The 14,639-nt window shown below is 70.0% G+C and carries 13 protein-coding genes and 2 pseudogenes; 7 read left to right on the forward strand and 8 right to left on the reverse strand.

What is annotated here, in order from left to right; translation table 11 throughout:
• Together WDV06_RS32535 and WDV06_RS32540 are read left to right on the forward strand one after the other, a co-directional pair.
• Nucleotides 1-532, forward strand: a pseudogene (locus tag WDV06_RS32535) (hypothetical protein); the annotation flags it as partial.
• Nucleotides 533-776: 244 nt separating this feature from the next.
• Nucleotides 777-1,706, forward strand: coding sequence for a hypothetical protein (locus WDV06_RS32540; RefSeq protein WP_395513415.1), 930 nt, complete (start codon nucleotides 777-779; stop codon nucleotides 1,704-1,706).
• Between the two features lie 203 nt (nucleotides 1,707-1,909).
• On the opposite strand, the gene WDV06_RS32545 is transcribed toward WDV06_RS32540, so the two are convergent.
• Nucleotides 1,910-2,830, reverse strand: a complete 921-nt coding sequence (locus WDV06_RS32545) for a GntR family transcriptional regulator (protein ID WP_395513416.1) — start codon at nucleotides 2,828-2,830, stop codon at nucleotides 1,910-1,912.
• A gap of 126 nt (nucleotides 2,831-2,956) precedes the next feature.
• Between WDV06_RS32545 and WDV06_RS32550 the strand changes: the two genes are divergently transcribed.
• The 3 genes from WDV06_RS32550 to WDV06_RS32560 all read left to right on the forward strand — a co-directional run bounded on the left by WDV06_RS32550 (nucleotide 2,957) and on the right by WDV06_RS32560 (nucleotide 5,624).
• Entirely contained in the window at nucleotides 2,957-4,123 is a 1,167-nt protein-coding gene (locus WDV06_RS32550) for an FAD-dependent monooxygenase (protein ID WP_395513417.1), read from the forward strand.
• Between the two features lie 253 nt (nucleotides 4,124-4,376).
• Entirely contained in the window at nucleotides 4,377-4,820 is a 444-nt protein-coding gene (locus WDV06_RS32555) for a MarR family transcriptional regulator (RefSeq protein ID WP_395513418.1), read from the forward strand.
• 249 nt (nucleotides 4,821-5,069) lie between these two features.
• Nucleotides 5,070-5,624, forward strand: coding sequence for an SMI1/KNR4 family protein (locus WDV06_RS32560; protein ID WP_395513419.1), 555 nt, complete (start codon nucleotides 5,070-5,072; stop codon nucleotides 5,622-5,624).
• 77 nt (nucleotides 5,625-5,701) lie between these two features.
• Here the strand turns inward: WDV06_RS32560 and WDV06_RS32565 are convergent, their stop codons facing one another.
• The 7 genes and pseudogenes from WDV06_RS32565 to WDV06_RS32595 form a co-directional block, all read right to left on the reverse strand.
• Nucleotides 5,702-6,100, reverse strand: coding sequence for a hypothetical protein (locus tag WDV06_RS32565; RefSeq protein WP_395513420.1), 399 nt, complete (start codon nucleotides 6,098-6,100; stop codon nucleotides 5,702-5,704).
• Nucleotides 6,097-6,453: pseudogene (locus tag WDV06_RS32570) on the reverse strand (IS5/IS1182 family transposase); the annotation flags it as partial. The gene WDV06_RS32565 and the pseudogene WDV06_RS32570, both read right to left, overlap by 4 nt.
• Nucleotides 6,454-6,692: 239 nt before the next feature.
• Nucleotides 6,693-7,868 (reverse strand): TniB family NTP-binding protein, encoded by a 1,176-nt coding sequence (locus WDV06_RS32575; RefSeq protein WP_395513421.1) that lies wholly within the window; start codon nucleotides 7,866-7,868, stop codon nucleotides 6,693-6,695.
• Nucleotides 7,865-10,030: a Mu transposase C-terminal domain-containing protein gene (locus WDV06_RS32580; protein WP_395513422.1), complete on the reverse strand. Its 2,166-nt coding sequence runs from the start codon at nucleotides 10,028-10,030 to the stop codon at nucleotides 7,865-7,867. The genes WDV06_RS32575 and WDV06_RS32580 overlap by 4 nt, the downstream gene beginning before the upstream one ends.
• Before the next feature lie 160 nt (nucleotides 10,031-10,190).
• The gene (locus WDV06_RS32585; RefSeq protein WP_395513423.1) at nucleotides 10,191-10,805 is read right to left on the reverse strand and encodes a TnsA-like heteromeric transposase endonuclease subunit; all 615 of its coding nucleotides are present in this window, start codon (nucleotides 10,803-10,805) and stop codon (nucleotides 10,191-10,193) included.
• A gap of 170 nt (nucleotides 10,806-10,975) precedes the next feature.
• Entirely contained in the window at nucleotides 10,976-11,455 is a 480-nt protein-coding gene (locus WDV06_RS32590; RefSeq protein ID WP_395513424.1) for a hypothetical protein, read from the reverse strand.
• Between the two features lie 479 nt (nucleotides 11,456-11,934).
• Entirely contained in the window at nucleotides 11,935-12,381 is a 447-nt protein-coding gene (locus WDV06_RS32595; protein ID WP_395513425.1) for a hypothetical protein, read from the reverse strand.
• A 210-nt stretch (nucleotides 12,382-12,591) separates the two neighbouring features.
• On the opposite strand from WDV06_RS32595, the gene WDV06_RS32600 reads away from it, so the two are divergent.
• Together WDV06_RS32600 and WDV06_RS32605 are read left to right on the forward strand one after the other, a co-directional pair.
• A complete protein-coding gene (locus tag WDV06_RS32600) occupies nucleotides 12,592-13,455 on the forward strand; it encodes a hypothetical protein (RefSeq protein ID WP_395513426.1) in 864 nt (287 codons plus the stop codon).
• A gap of 175 nt (nucleotides 13,456-13,630) precedes the next feature.
• Entirely contained in the window at nucleotides 13,631-14,047 is a 417-nt protein-coding gene (locus tag WDV06_RS32605; RefSeq protein ID WP_395513427.1) for a hypothetical protein, read from the forward strand.
• The last annotated feature ends 592 nt before the right edge of the window (nucleotides 14,048-14,639 follow it).

The raw sequence follows: 14,639 nt of genomic DNA on the forward strand, positions 1-14,639 counted from the left end.
TGTCGACAGTGTGGGCGCCTACGACCCCGCCACCGGCGCCTTCTACCTGAGCAACGACAACAGCACCGTCGCCGTGAAGAGCACGTTCGGCAACCCCGGCTGGATCCCGATCGCCGGCGACTGGAACGGCGACGGCAAGGACAGCATCGGCGCCTACGACCCCAATACGGGCACGTTCTACGAGAGCAACGACAACGTCAACGTGTCGGGCTCGGCGAGGTTCGGCAACCCCGGCTGGCTCCCGCTCGCGGGTGACTGGAACGGTGACGGTGTCGACAGTGTGGGCGCCTACGACCCCGCCACCGGCGCCTTCTACCTGAGCAACGACAACAGCACCGTCGCCGTGAGCACCAAGCTCGGCAACCCCGGATGGAAGCCGATCGCCGGCGACTGGAACGGCGACGGCAAGGACACCATCGGCGCGAACGACCCCGCCACCGGCGCCTTCTACCTGAGCAACGACAACAGCACCGTCGCTGTGAAGACCACGTTCGGCAACCCCGGCTGGAACCCCATCGGGGGAAGCTGGTAGCGCGGGCACCCCCAACCCGAGCTCCACCCCGCACAGCCCGCGGGCGGAGCTCGGGCACTGTGCTGTCGCGGTCTATTCCGCGCACCGGTGAGAAGCAGGAGCACCTCCCCCCTTTCCGGCACCTGGCAGGGCCCGGTGGTCGCGGGCGGTGGTGGAGGCCTGCGACCCCGAGGCCGTCCGTGCGGCGCTGCCGGGCGTGATCGGCGCCGGGGTGGCTGCGGACCGGTTGACGGAGGCCTTGGGGGTGCCGTTGCCGATCCTGCGGCCGAGGGTGACCGCTTCGGCGGTCGGGCACCTGGTGAAGGCGGGTCTGCTGGTCTACCTCGGCGGCGAGCCGGAGTTCCCCGACGTCCACCCGGACCAGGTGGCCGCCCTCGCCCGCCGACGGGACCTGCCCGCCCTCCTCGACCGGCACGTCCCCCCCGGCCCCGACCAGGCCGCCCGCCGACTCGGGGTGCGCCGCGTGGACTTCGACCAGGTGGTGCGGCTCGGGTGGGTCTCGCCGGTCGGCTCGGTGGACATCGATTACAAGCGGCAAGGCGGGCAGACCACCATCCCCCTCTACGACGCCCAGGAGGTTGCCCTCCTGGAGGTGGTCCACCCGTCGGTGGACTGGCGGGCCGTGCGCACCGCCCGTCCGGGGACCCGCTCCCCGCTCGCCGCCCTCGAACCCGCCGCACCGGGCGGTGGCCGGCTGTTCCTGGCGGGGGTGGCGCGGATTGCCCGGGTGGGTAGGGCCGCGGTGGTCAACTGGCGCCGCCGCCACGACGACTTCCCGACCCCGGTGGCCGGCACGGACGTGCACCCGCAGTTCGACAGCCGCGCCGTGGTGGCCTGGCTCCTGGCTCACGACAAGATCGAAGTACCCACCGGCCCGACGGTCGCCTACCTGACGCTGGCCGGCCCCGGGGGCGCTGCGCGCCGGTTCCGCCTCGATGACCCGCACCTGGTCCTGGCCGACGACCCGGCTGGCGAGGACGTGTTGTCCGGCTGGTCCACCGACGACGACGCCGACGCCCTCGCGGCACTGACGGCGGGGGAGGTGGGCGCGTCGGTGCGCCGGCTGACCGCACCCGGCACGACGGCGTTGGCGGTGCTGGGCGAGGTGCGGGTGATCGACCGGTTCCGGTCGGGGTCGGGCGGTCTCCCTCCGTCCGCCGGGCAGCCGTCATGACGGGTCTCTCATGTATCGAGGCGCCAGGCGGACGGAATGCCGGTCCTCCTGCCTCATGGCGCCGAGATGCGGTAGAGGCTGGCCAGGTCGGCGTGTGCCCGTGACCGGGGCGGCGGCCCGTGCTGTTACCGGCGCCCTGTTGGGCGGGAGAGCGTTTTGACGGGTGGGCTGTCGGGGCTGGCGGGGTCGGATGGTCGTGGTGGTCAGTGCGGGGGTGTGGTGATGCGGGTGGCGAGTCCGTCGAGGAGGGCGGTGAGGCCGTGGTGGAGGAGGGATTCGGGGGAGAGGGCGGAGCCCGCTCTGGCGGCGGCGAACGCGGGGAAGGCTCCGCTGTCCACGAGTGCCGCGAGCCGTGTCTCCTGGGCGTGCATCCATTCCTGCCCGGTGACGCCGCTGGTGCGCGTCGCGTCGGTCTCGGGTTCGAGGTCGACGGCGTGGCCGCGGACGTACCCGAAGAGGGTGACGGCGGCATGCATCCGCGTATCCGCGTCCAGGCCGAGTCCGTCGAGGGCGGCGAGGGCCCAGTCGATGTGGCGGATGCCGTTGGGGATCAGCAGGGGCCGGCTGAGGTTCATGGCCCCGGCCAGCCAGGGGTGGGCCCGGTAGAGCCGCCATTGCAGGGCCGCCGAGAGTTCCAGCCGCTCCCGCCACCCCGCTGGCGGCCGCTCTGGCAACGCCTCCTCACCGAAGGCGGCGTCGGCCATCAGCACCACCAGCTGTTCCTTGGTGCTGACGTGCCGGTACAGGGACATCGCCGAGACCCCGAGCTCCGCCCCGAGCCGGCGCATGGTCAGCGCCGCGAGTCCCTCCGCATCGGCGAGGGCGACCGCTGCGCGGACGATGCGGGCGCGCTGCGCGGTGTCGTCCTCGGCGGCGGGGCGCCGGCCCGGTCCGCCGGCCGCGGGCCGGGCCGCGACCACGGTCCCGACCCCCGGCACCGCTTGCACCAGGCCTTCCTGTCCGAGCAGGGCCAGGACCTTGCTCGCGGTGGCCATGGCGACCCCCCACCGCTGGGTGATGGCCCGCGTGGAGGGCACCCGGTCCCCGGGCAGCAGTTCCCCGCGTTCGATCCGCCCGCGCAGCTCGGCCGCGATCCGCGCGTACGGCGCCTGCCTCTCTGTCATCCCACCCTCCCAGTGCACTAGTACGGACGAACCCTAGTGCACTAGATTACTTTCCCCAACTCACCTGTTCTACCGATCCCTTTCCGTCTGTACGTTGTACACACGACCCCGAGAGAGGACAGGGAAATGAACAAGGCCCAGAACCAGACCGTACTGATCTCCGGCGCCAGCGTCGCGGGCCCCGCTCTGGCCTACTGGCTGCACCGCCACGGCTTCACCCCCACGATCGTCGAGCGGGCCCCCCACCTGCGCGACGGCGGCTACGCGGTCGACTTCCGCGGCGAGGCCCTCGACGTCCTGGACCGCATGGGCCTCCTCCAGCACATCGAGGCGCTGGACACGCAGATGGGCGACGCCGCCATGGTCGACGCCGACGGCCGCCCGTACGCCACCCTCCCCGCCGCGATATTCGCCGGCGACCTGGAGGTCCTCAAGGGCGACCTGACCCGCCTGCTCTACGAAGCCACCCGCGAGAACACCGAGTACCTCTTCGGGGACTCCATCGCCGGCCTGCACCAGGACGAGAACGGCGTCCACGTCACCTTCGAACACGCCGCGCCCCGCCGCTTCGACCTGGTCGTCGGAGCCGACGGCCTCCACTCCCGCACCCGCGCCCTGGCCTTCGGCCCCGAAGGGCAGTACGTCCGCCACCTCGGCATCTACACCGCGATCTTCAACCTGGACAACTACCTCGGCCTCAAGAACACCGGCCACCTCTACGCCGCCCCCGGCAAGGCCGCCAACATCTTCACGGCCCGCGCCAACACCGAGGCCCGCGCGGCCTTCCACTTCGCCGCCGACCACCTGGAATACGACCACCGCGACACGGCCGCGCACAAGCGGATCATCGCGGACCGCTTCGCCGGCGAGGGCTGGGAGGTGCCCCGCCTGCTGAAGGAGATGGACACAGCACAGGAGTTCTTCTTCGACTCCAACGCCCAAGTCGAGATGGAGTCCTGGTCCGCCGGCCGGATCGTCCTCCTCGGCGACGCCGGCTACTGCGCCGGCCCCACCTCCGGCCGCGGCACCTCGCAGGCACTCATCGGCGCCTACCTCCTCGCCGGGGAACTCGCCGCCCGCGAAGGCGACCACACGGCCGCCTTCGGCGCCTACGAGCGGCAGATGCGCCCCTACGTCGCCGAGCACCAGGCGCTGGGCCGCGAGGGCGCCGAACGGTTCTTCCTGCCAGCCCCCACCCAGGAGGTCCTCGACATGCTGGCCGCGAACGCCCCCGAGAACACCCGCACCAAGCCGGTCCGCCTCCCCGACTACACCCCTGCCACCGCCGCCTGACAGGCGACGGATCATCCACACCAGACCCCCCCGGCCGTCGCTGACGCGTAGCACTCCTGTCGGCACGTGTTGACGCCGCAGCAGAGGAATCGACAGCAGGCAGTTCGCTGCACCGAACCGGGCCGGACGACACCCTGCACTGCCCCCGGTGGCACCGGCGCCCATGCACAAGGTCAGTTCTGACGAGCTGCCCCCGCGACACACATCTCGTTCCACCCGTACCAAACGAACAGAACCGAAAGGGACCCCAGCAATGACCATGACCGCCCCCGTCGCCGACGCGCGTATCCTCGGCCTGGCCCACTACGCCGCCCGCGGCGTCCTAGAGCACGTCCTGGCCCGACACGGCCTCACCTTCACCCAGCAGATCGCCCTGCGCGCCGCCGTCACCGCCGACGCACCGCAGACACCGCACGACCTGATCACCCAGATCCACGGCTCCCTCAAGGCCGATCCCGCCGACATCCGCGCCACTCTCGACGAGCTGCTGGCCAGGCAACTGCTCGCCGCGGATGGCGCGCACCTCCGTCCCACGGACGCCGGGTGCGAGCTGCTCACCTCCGTCGGCGCTGACACCGCCCCCATCAGCGCCCGGGTCTGGGGCGGGATACCCGCCGAGGACCTTGCCGCCGCCGGCCGTGTCCTCGCCCTGGTCACCGAACGCGCAAACGCCGAACTCGTGGCCCTGACCACCTGACCGCCTGAGCGGCCCGCGCCCCCCGCCGAGACAGCCGCGCGCAGTACGCGGCCGGGGCAGTGTTAAGGCAACGCGACAGAGAGGGAAGCGATCGGTCGCTTGTCTTCACTGGTTCGGCGTCACCTCGGTGTCATTGAAACGGACCTGTAAGAGGGCGGTTCGTGACTTTTTAACTAGTTACGCCGCCGTGCCTGCCCGCATCGAAGCCGGAGTATTGTTCGAGACCGTCATGGTCGAGAACTTTCCGGATTGGCAGACGACATGGTGAGAGTCGAAGAGCTGGAGGGCGTGCTGCCTTCGATGACACAGTGGCGTGTGTCAGGTGGACGCAGCGTGGACTGGGCCGCCCTCGAGGCGGGCCTCGGGACGGCGCTGCCCTCGGACTTCCGCTCTCTGGCGGAGGCGTACCCGGTGCTTGTCATCGATGATTTCCTCATGGTCTCCCTTCCGACGCCCGGCGCCGAGGCGCCATGGGCGTCCGAGTCCAGGGACGACGAGATCCTTCAGGATCTGTACGAGATGGGCGACACCGAGAACTACGTTCCCTACCCGCAGCCGGGAGGCCTTATCTCCTGGGCGTCGTCCAATTCGGGGGACACCTTCTACTGGAGGACGAGCCCTGCGGATCCGGACGCATGGCCGGTGGTCGTCCGCACGGACAACGCCGACTGGATCGAGTTCCCAGTCGGTGCCGTCGAGTTCCTGGCCAGCGTGTACGGGCGCACCATCGGCGTGCCGGGCATGCCCAGGAACTTCCCCGGCGACGACCCGAAGGTTCTGGGCCTGAGCGACCGCATCGACTGATCGGCAACTCAGAGGGCGTTCAGGTGATGTCCGTTTCCGGCTGAGGTGGAGCAAGCCCGCTGGTGGAGGTCCGTCAGCTATTGGTTCCTGGCGAAGTTGCCGGTGTCGGCCTCGGTAAGGATCTCCAGTTTGACCAGGCGTTTCAGCTTGGCCCGGGTGCCTTCGACGTTCTTCGGCAGTAGTTCGTGGCCGAGGGCTTCGCAGACGTCCTTGGCTCGCAGCGGCCCGGTCGCGTGGTTGAAGGTGGCGAGGATGCGGGGGTAGTCCGGGTGTTCGGGCAGCTCCGGCGCGGCGGCCGGGAGCCGGTCGGCGAGGCCGGTGACGGTCTTACGAGTGATCGCGAGGTGCTCCAGGCGGGTCTCGGCCTGTCGTAATCGGGCCTGCAGGTCCTCGATCTGTGTGCGGAGGTCGTCGGCCAAGGCCCGGGCGGCGTCTTCCTGAAGGTCCAGGGCGTCGAGCAGGGGCTGGATGTTCACGCTGCCACCGCCTGCGCCTCGCGCCAGGTGGGGGCGTTCGCGCCGGTGAGGCGTCGGGTCATGATGTGGGTCATCGCCCAGTAGACGCGGGAGGCGGAGGGGCGGTGCTCGTAGTCGCGGACTAGGCGCCGGTGCAGTATCAGGATTCCGTAGGTCTGCTCGACCCTCCACCGCTTCGGCTGCGGCACGAAACCCTTGACCTGCGGGTTTCGTTCGACGATCTCGACGTCGATGCCCAGGCCAGCGCCGTGCAGGACGACCTGGTTCTTGAAGCCCTGGTCAACCAGGGCTTTGCGGACGCTGCCGCCCGCGTGCTCGGCGACCCGGTCCAGCAGGATGCTGCCCGCGGTGTTGACCAGGAAGTTATGACGGGCCATTGATGTAGTGCCTGGGCTGGTGCTGTGACCTGGGTGTTTTCAGGTTGGTTGGTCGGTGTGGGGGCCTGGTAGCGCCTGTTGGGGTCGTCAGGGCTGCTCGATGGAGGACGTGGCGGTATCCGGGCAGGGGCGGTGGCCTGGTGTTTTCTCGGTTTGGCCGAGTTTTTCAGGTGTGTGCAGGTGTACTGATCATTTGTGCAGGTGTAACGGCCCGTCTATGGGCGGTGATGTCGGGTGCGTTGCTGTGGGGTGTAGGGCCAGGCCCAGAGCCGGTCGTGGGGCGGGAGCGCGAGCTGGTTTGGGCCGGGGCGTGGCCGGAGTGTCCAAGGCTGGTCCGGTGTGGCCGTTCGACTGTCGCTGTTTCCGCTTCCGGGCCGCCGGGGGGTGCGGCTGGCCGGGTACCGGGGGCGCTGGCTGTCCTCGGCGAGGTGGTCGAGAACGACGGTCTCCAGGGCGGCCTTGGTGATGCGTTCGGTGCCGTCGAGGATCGCGGTGATCGCGGCCTGGCGTAGGAGGCGGGCGAGGCTGCCGATGCGTCCGCCGGTACGGGTGTGAAGGTAAGGGGCCAGGCGCACCAGGCTTCCGGCTCGGTGCTGGGTGAGGTCGAGGCAGGCTTCCATGGCGGCGACGAGGTCGCGGAACGGCTGGCTGGTGCCTCGTCGGGCGGGGATGGTGTCGCAGTCGATGAGGGTGGCGCGGCCGGCGAGCTGGGCGCCTCGGGTGCCGGTGAACAGGGGTGTGGTGGTGACGTCGATGCCGGCGTAGACGAAGGCGGCGCCGATGCGTTCGGTGAGGTCTTTGAGGAGGTCGGTGGCTTCGGCTCCGGTGCTGGTGCGGGGGTTGAGCCGGTGGATCTCGTCGATCATGATCAGGCGGACGCCTGCCCGGGTGTATGTGTCGCAGACCGATGTCATGATCTGGGCCTGAGTTATGCGATGGGTGATCGGGATGCCGAGGAAGCGGGCGAACTCGGTGGCGAGGGTTTTCGCGCTGGCCCCTGGCGGGACGAGGACGTACGCGACCGGCACCTGGTCGTGGTTGCCGGTGCGGGTGGTTTCGGCGAGGTGGCAGGCGCGGCCGACTTGCAGGAGCGCGGTGGTCTTTCCGGTGGTCGGGGGCCCGGTGACGATCAGGCTGGGTCGGGCGGTGGCCCGTTGGTGCCGGCCCAGGACCATGAGGGTGCGCACCGTGGTCGAGATCGTGTTGATGGCCGGGGTACGGATGGTGACGAAGTCGGAGTGGTAGGCGAGCCGTTCCTCGGCGCTGCGGGGCGGTGCATCTGGGGCAGGCGGTGTGGGGGGAGGGGTGTCGACGAACTGCTGCCAGCCCTGCCAGGTCGTCGGCGGCAGGGGTTCGTCCTGGCTGAGTTCTTGGGCCGGGGGATGCCTCACCACTGTTCCGCCTCCCGCTGTGCGTCGTAGAGGCCGAAGCCGCCGCCAGTCGCGGCCGCCGACCAGTCCTGGTCGTTGTCTTCGTCGTCTTCTTCAAGGTCGTCCAGGCAATCCGGACCGTCGAGGTCGTGCACGCCTGTGGCGGCCTGACCCGGTACACGCGCACTGTCTTCCGGCTGCTGCGCGAGGCCCGGGACGGTGCTGCCGCTGCCGAGGGCGGCGGGCCATGCCGGGCCGCAAGCCTGCACGTGCTGCTCTCTCCTTGCCTTCGTACCGGCGGCCGGGCGGCCGTCTGATCCGGTGCGGGCGCGTGTGAGGATCGCGTGGAGTGCCTCGGCGAGGTCGCTCTCGTACTGCTCGTGGTCGCTGCGCTGTTCGATTCGAGTCTTGAGATGCTGCCACAGGTGGTCGTTGAAGGGCTGGTGGACGTGGTCGCGGTGGATCCAGCCGATCTCGGCGAGGTGCCCGTCGGGTAGGCGGATCCAGACCTGTCGTGCGTCGTGGGGGTTGTGGTGGACTTCCCATTTCCCGCCGCGGGCGTGGACGTCCGAGGGCTGCCCTCGGAGCGGGTTGAGGATCGTTGAGTCGTAGGTGCGGTGGTTGATGCGAATGCCGCGGTCGGTGATCTTGTGCCAGCGGGTGGGGAGCAGCTCGATGTAGTCACGCCCGGTCAGCGGGGCCGGCACGTACCCGTGGGCGGCGATGAGGGCGGCCCACATCTCGTTCGGTGACAGGGCGGCCTTGGCCGTCATGGGGTGCCGCAGGCCTTCATGGGGCCGGGGCTGCCAGCCGGCGGTGATCCACTCGTCGAGGAGGTCCTGGAGCTGCGCCACGGTCCAGCAGGCTTCGTTCTCGACGTCGCGGCCGCGCTGGACAACGTTGGAGGCGGTGTATCCGGCGACGTACTGGCAGAACAGGGTGTTGATCGAGGCGAAGGTCCGCTCCACGGGCCCCTTCGCCGCGGGCTGGCGGGGAGGGGCGGGCTGGACGCTGACGCCGAGGGTCTCGCAGGCGGCGCGAAAGGCTGAAGAGAGGTAGATGTTCCCGCGGTCGACGATGACGGTCTCGGGGACGATGACCGGCCGGGCCGCCGCGTGTTCCAGCCGGGCATCGATGTCCAGGAGCCGCTCGTAGGGGATTGAGGAGTACGCGAGCTGCAGGCAGGCGGGCCAGTGGGGGCGGACCGGGTGCGGGACAGCCATTTCCGCGAGGAGCAGGGCGGCGTCGACGGCTTTGGTCCCGGCCGGCCGCAGAATGGCGGCCAGGATGCTGCGGGTGGCGACGTCCAGCGCGATGGTCAGCTCGGGACGGCCCGCCACGCCGTGGTCGGAGACGGCCATGACGTCCAGGCGCGTCGTGTCCAGCATGACCTGCTCCCCAGGCCGCCCGGCCGTGGTCGGGGTGAAGGGCGGTGCCGGGCTGGCCGCGGTCCGCGCGGGGCGGCCGGGCAGCTCCTGCGGGTCGGCGAGTGCGCGTACGAGCCGGTTGAACGTGGACACCGGCGGCAGCAGACCTGCGGTATCGAGGCCATGGGTCTCGGCGAGGACCTGCCGGGTGAGCTCGCGCAGCCCGGTAAGCGTGCCCTTGGAACGCCCGCGCTGGCGTCGCAGAGCCTCCAACACCGCCACGACTACCTGCTCGTCGGCGCGCCCGGTGCGGCTGGAGGGCTTGGTGGTGCGGTGGTCGACCAGCCCCCATAAGCCCTGGCGGCGGTAGCGGGCCCGCATCCTTCGGATCGTTGCCGGGCTCACCCCGCTCCAGCCCAGCGCTGCCAGCTCGTCGGCCTTGGCCGCTACCCGATCGCCTATCGGACGCTCCAGCTCGTACGCAGGCCGCGGCACCCCCGGGCTGCCCGGACCACCCGGCAGGCCGCACTCGATCTCCTGCAGATGCCGCTGCCAGGCCAGCGCGCGTTCCTGCTCGCGCACCGGCACCGTCTCGAACAGCCCCCACTGCGGCACCCCGACCGCTGGCAGGGCCCCGACCACGGCGAAGTCGGCAGCCGCGCACAGATAGCCGGCCAGGACCGAGGTGACGGCCCCGTCCTCGGCGACCAGCCGTACGACAGAGCCGTCCATGGCCACCACCTGCCAGGTGCGGCCCTCGAAGACCACGTACCCGCCCACCGCGACCGCCGGCTGCCTCGCAGCACTCCTGCTCATCACGCCTCCCCGCCCCCGATACCGGCGGACGTGCCCGGGTGGGCGATGACCCGTTCGTGCAGGGGCCGGGACAGAGGCACCTTCAGGCGTCCGGACCACAGCGCGTGGAACACAGCCGGCCACACGGCCATCGGATCACCTACCGCCCGCACGCCCTCGATCAGCGGCCGTGGATCCCGGAACGCTTCTTGCACCGCGGCCATCCGTTCCAATCCGCCGGCGTTGCGGGGGTGCCGGTAGCCGGCCGCCACCGCACATTGGCCTCCACGACCGGGTCGAGAGGCTCCAGCCTCCGGTGGAGCCACCCCACCTCCGCGCACGCCCCACCCACGTACTGGGCGGCCACGCGTGCCCGTTCCCCGCCACCGCCAGGGATGGAGGGGCAGTCGGCCAGGAGGGCTGTTCCGTCGGTGTACCGAGCGAAGAGCTGCGGTACCCAGGACCGCACCCGACCCTGCCCGTCGCGCCACACCACTCGCAGCGGCCGCCCGGCCAGGCCGACGACGTCGGGATCGCGGTCGAGCAGCATCAGCTGGGAGCGCATGGCCGCCGACCCGTGCACCACATGCCGGCCGCTGGTCGCCGACCACCACCAGCCGGGCGCCCACCGCTTCCCCGGGACCACAGGGAAAGCCGCGACGGGCGGCAGCTCCTCGAACCGCACGGACGAGGCGGCCTTGTCCCACGGAAGCTGCCGCACACCCCCTGACGCGTCCTTGAACACCGCCTCGCAGACGCCCCGGGCCCGGGCTTCTCCCTGCACGTGACTGCTCATAGCCGCTAGCCAAATACGTGACTCATGCGCACATACACCGGTTGCGAAGGAGCGTCACGCGATCGAACGGACCACGCCCCAAGCACGGGACACCGCCAGAGCCAGTCTGCTACAGATCAACCGATACGAGCCGACACAGCCCCTCCCGCAGAGCTGACACGGGAGCTTGGTCAGTCGTCCGTCGCCGGCCCGCGCCGGGCGATCTCCTCTACGAGATCAGCTGGGATCTTGCCCCACTCGCCGACGAACTGGGGCGGCACGCCCGCCTCAAGTGCAGCGTGTGCAGCCTCCAGCAGCGCACGGTCCAGGATCTCGCTGCCCCTGACGAGGAGGCGGAGCATGTTCCGGCTGGCCTCGGCGACGGGACGCCCGGAGTGGACATGGACATCGCCCAGCATCTGAACTGCTTCGTCCAGCAGACGCTCCAGACGACCCCGGTCTGAATCCGGGACCGCCTTGCGCCAGCTGGTGGTGCCGTTCTCCCGCTCGGCCAGCAGGCGCAGCTGCGCGCCCGTGGACACGGGCTGACGCTCCCGGCTCACCCACCACGGGTCCTGGCCCCGGCCATCAGGGTCCCCGACGCCGCGGCGCCGCCGGATCACTGTCCCCAGCCATCCGGCGACCAGCGGCCCGTCGTAGTCGACCGCCACCAGCGGTCCCAGCCATGGGCGCCCTACCGCACGCCCAGCTCCCGGCAGAACGCACCGTCCGTAGACCGGGGCCGATCTGTTCCCGTCCGCTGTCCGCCCATGCCAGTTCCTCCATGGTCGGGTCCAGCAGCGCATCGGCCACAGCGACGACCTCGGGGAAGACCACCGCGTCCCGGGCCACCGCGTGCCACCACCAAAACCTGCCCCCTGCGTCCCCACCCGCGAGCTGGTGCAGCCGGGCCGGCCAGATCCGCTCTTCACCCCAGCCCAGGGCCTGTTCCCACCACCGGCACACCACCGCCCGCGCGAGACCGAACACCTCGGCCGGCTCCACCCCGGCCCGCCGCTCCACCCCCGCCCAGTGTCGCTGCGCCTGGGCCACTTCCGGGCTCTCACGGAGGTCGAGGTTCTCCAGCCCGTGGTCGACATCAGCATCCACCTGCCACCGGTGATGCCGTTCGCACACCCGCTGCCAACGCTCAGCGTAGCGGACCGCGCGCACTGCCTGCCCGCTGCGCCGCGCCACACAGCCGGCAGCCGAATGCCGTCGGTCCGACCACCGTGCCGCCGACCCGCCACAGGCCTCCCGCGGTCACTGGCCGCTGCTGCTCGGTGAGCTGCTCTTCAACGGGCCGCCACGACGGCAGAGCCTGTACGAGGATCTCCTCGTCAACCCGGCACAGTCCTGTCAGCAGGGCTCGGCCATCCCGATCGAGCAGCACTTCTGCATCCGCGCGTGGAGTCCCGCCTGGGTCCCGGGGCTGATGGTTCGTCCACTGCCAGTTTCCCAACAGCCAGCCGGGTTCCTGGCCGTAACGCGCGGCGATCCGGCACATCAGTGACCAGGTCGTCTCTCTGTTCAGGGGAGCCACGCGGAAGACCGTTGCCGGTTGACCGGCCTTGCGGATGGCTGGCTGCGTGGTCATGCACGTTGGTTGCCCATGAGGCTCCGTGGGCACACCTGGCGCGTTTGCCACCGTAGCCGGGCTCTGAGCAGCTTTGGCGATCGGTGTCGGGCCTGGTGTCGTATCTCGGCGAAGTGGTGGCTGAAAGCGGGCTGACCTTGATGGACTCCCTTTCTTGAGACGGTGTTGGGGCCGCAGCCGGTTGTCGTCGGGGGGAGGCACAATCGGCGCATGTCTGAGTTCTTCGTTGACCTGGGGAAAGTCATCGCGCCGTCGGGTGTGCTGGTGCTTGGTATGGCCGGTTGGATCGATCAGTGGCGGGAGCTGGGCCAGCCGTTGTCCGAGCGCGCCAGGGCGGCCGCGGCGAAGGGTGGGGGCCATCTTCGTGAGTGGTTGTGTGAGGCGGTCGCGGTTCCGGCGGCCGCTGATCGGGTTTTGATGGTGCGGGCGAGTACCTCGCCGTCTCCGTTCGACCGTGAGCCGGCGATCGCGACCCTGGAGTTCGGTCTCGGGCTTCCGTGGCCCGAGACCGAGGACCGGGTGGTACCGGTCTGGCTCGGGGATCTGCCCGTCGATCGGTGCGGCATGGTTGTCGGCGACGCCGTGGGCCTGGACGTGTGGAGGGGATGGGACGACGAGCCGGCCGACGGGCTTGCCGATGTCTTCTACTGGGGCCTGTACGCGGACAACGCTCATACGCAGTTCGGCGGTGAGCGGATCGCCCGGCACGGCGTCGATGGGCCGCGCGGGTGGCTGGATCTCCCGGTGGCGGAGGCGGTTGCCCGTGCGGCCGAACTCGAAGCCTGGCGCGACCGCCTCCACGGCAAGGGCCTCATGGTTTCGGTCGACGAGCACACCGATGTCCACCGCTTCCAGCGGGCCGGGTGGCACCATCCGCTCCATGCGGGTGCGATCGATGTCGGTGGCTGCCAGGTGCTGGGCATCGAATGGGACCAGGGTGACCACTCGATGAGGCACCGCGGTGAGCGGGCCACCGGCCAGGTGTATCCGGTCACGCTCGAAGCCGATGAGGCGGGAGAGATGGTGCTGCGATGGGCCATCCCACCCTACGACTTCGATGACGAAGCCGAGTGAAGAGCCCAGCCCTGGTACCCCCAGTGCGAATCACCCGCACGACAAGGTTCACCGGCAGTCGACAGCATGACTGTCGTCGGGGAGGACCCGGAGCGCACCATGCCATCACTTCCCGTATCAAGCCGAGCTACATTTTGAAGCATCACCCTGCGATGCGAGCTGACATGATCGAACCATGCCTATTGCTGTTGAGTTCTTCGTGGCCCCGGATGACGGGGTGGCTTCCGAGATGGGACCACGGCATCGCCATCATGGTCTTCCGGCTTTCGCGTGCACGGACTTCTACCCCGACGATGCGGTGGGGGACTGGGAGGTCCTGCTGGCAGGGGCTGCGGCCACAGAGCCGCGTGTTGTTGTGCCGATGAAGAATGACGGCTTCACGGTGTTCGAGCTCCCCGAGAGACTGTGTTCCACCCTGGCGCAGGCGAGCAGGAGCCGGCTCGTTGCGGCCGCTGGCGCCTGGGTCGGACTTGCCACCATGAAAGACGAGGGGATCCCGGTGGAGGCGGCGGTCGAGGCCCTGACTGAAGCGGCAGATCTGGCCCGCACGGCGGCTGGCCTCCGTCACCCCTTGTACTGCTGGTACTTCTGAGGAAGGCCGCTCAGGCCAGTGTGGCCACCCCCTTGCTGCCGACAGCCCCCAGAGCGGGCTACGGGCCCCTGGAGGCGAAGCCGAAAGGGCCTGAGGGGAGCGAAACGAATACCCCCGGGCCGAAGATCAGGAACCCCTGGACTTCGGCATCTGCTACAGCAATACGAGTGCAGCCGCAGGCAGTGTTCCTCTCTTCCCGGCCAGCCCGAAAGCTCCAAGGCCAGGAGGCCCGCCCCGGGCCCGACTTTCCCCTCTGTTGCTGGCGCCCGCGATAGCGGGCTCGTCCTGGAGGCGGAGCCGGAAGGACCTGGGTGGGGGAGCGGAGCGAGCGCGCCCAACGGGCCGAAGGCCCGGACCCCGTGAAACGGGGTCACTCAAGCCTGCGAAGCAGGCTATTCGGGGTGGAGCGAAGCGGAACCCCGAACAGCCCGGAGCGCAGCGCAGGGCACCGGCACGAAGGGCCGGCCCTGAGGGCGCGAAGCGCCCTCCCGCTGAGCGAAGCGAAGCGGCTCGTTGGCACAGCGCGCAGCGCTGTTGCTGTTTATTATAAACAAATACCACCCCACCAGACCGGTTAAGGCATTTCGGTTTT

Origin of the sequence: Streptomyces racemochromogenes, assembly GCF_044129415.1 — a bacterium.
In the GTDB taxonomy this organism is placed as follows: domain Bacteria; phylum Actinomycetota; class Actinomycetes; order Streptomycetales; family Streptomycetaceae; genus Streptomyces; species Streptomyces racemochromogenes_A.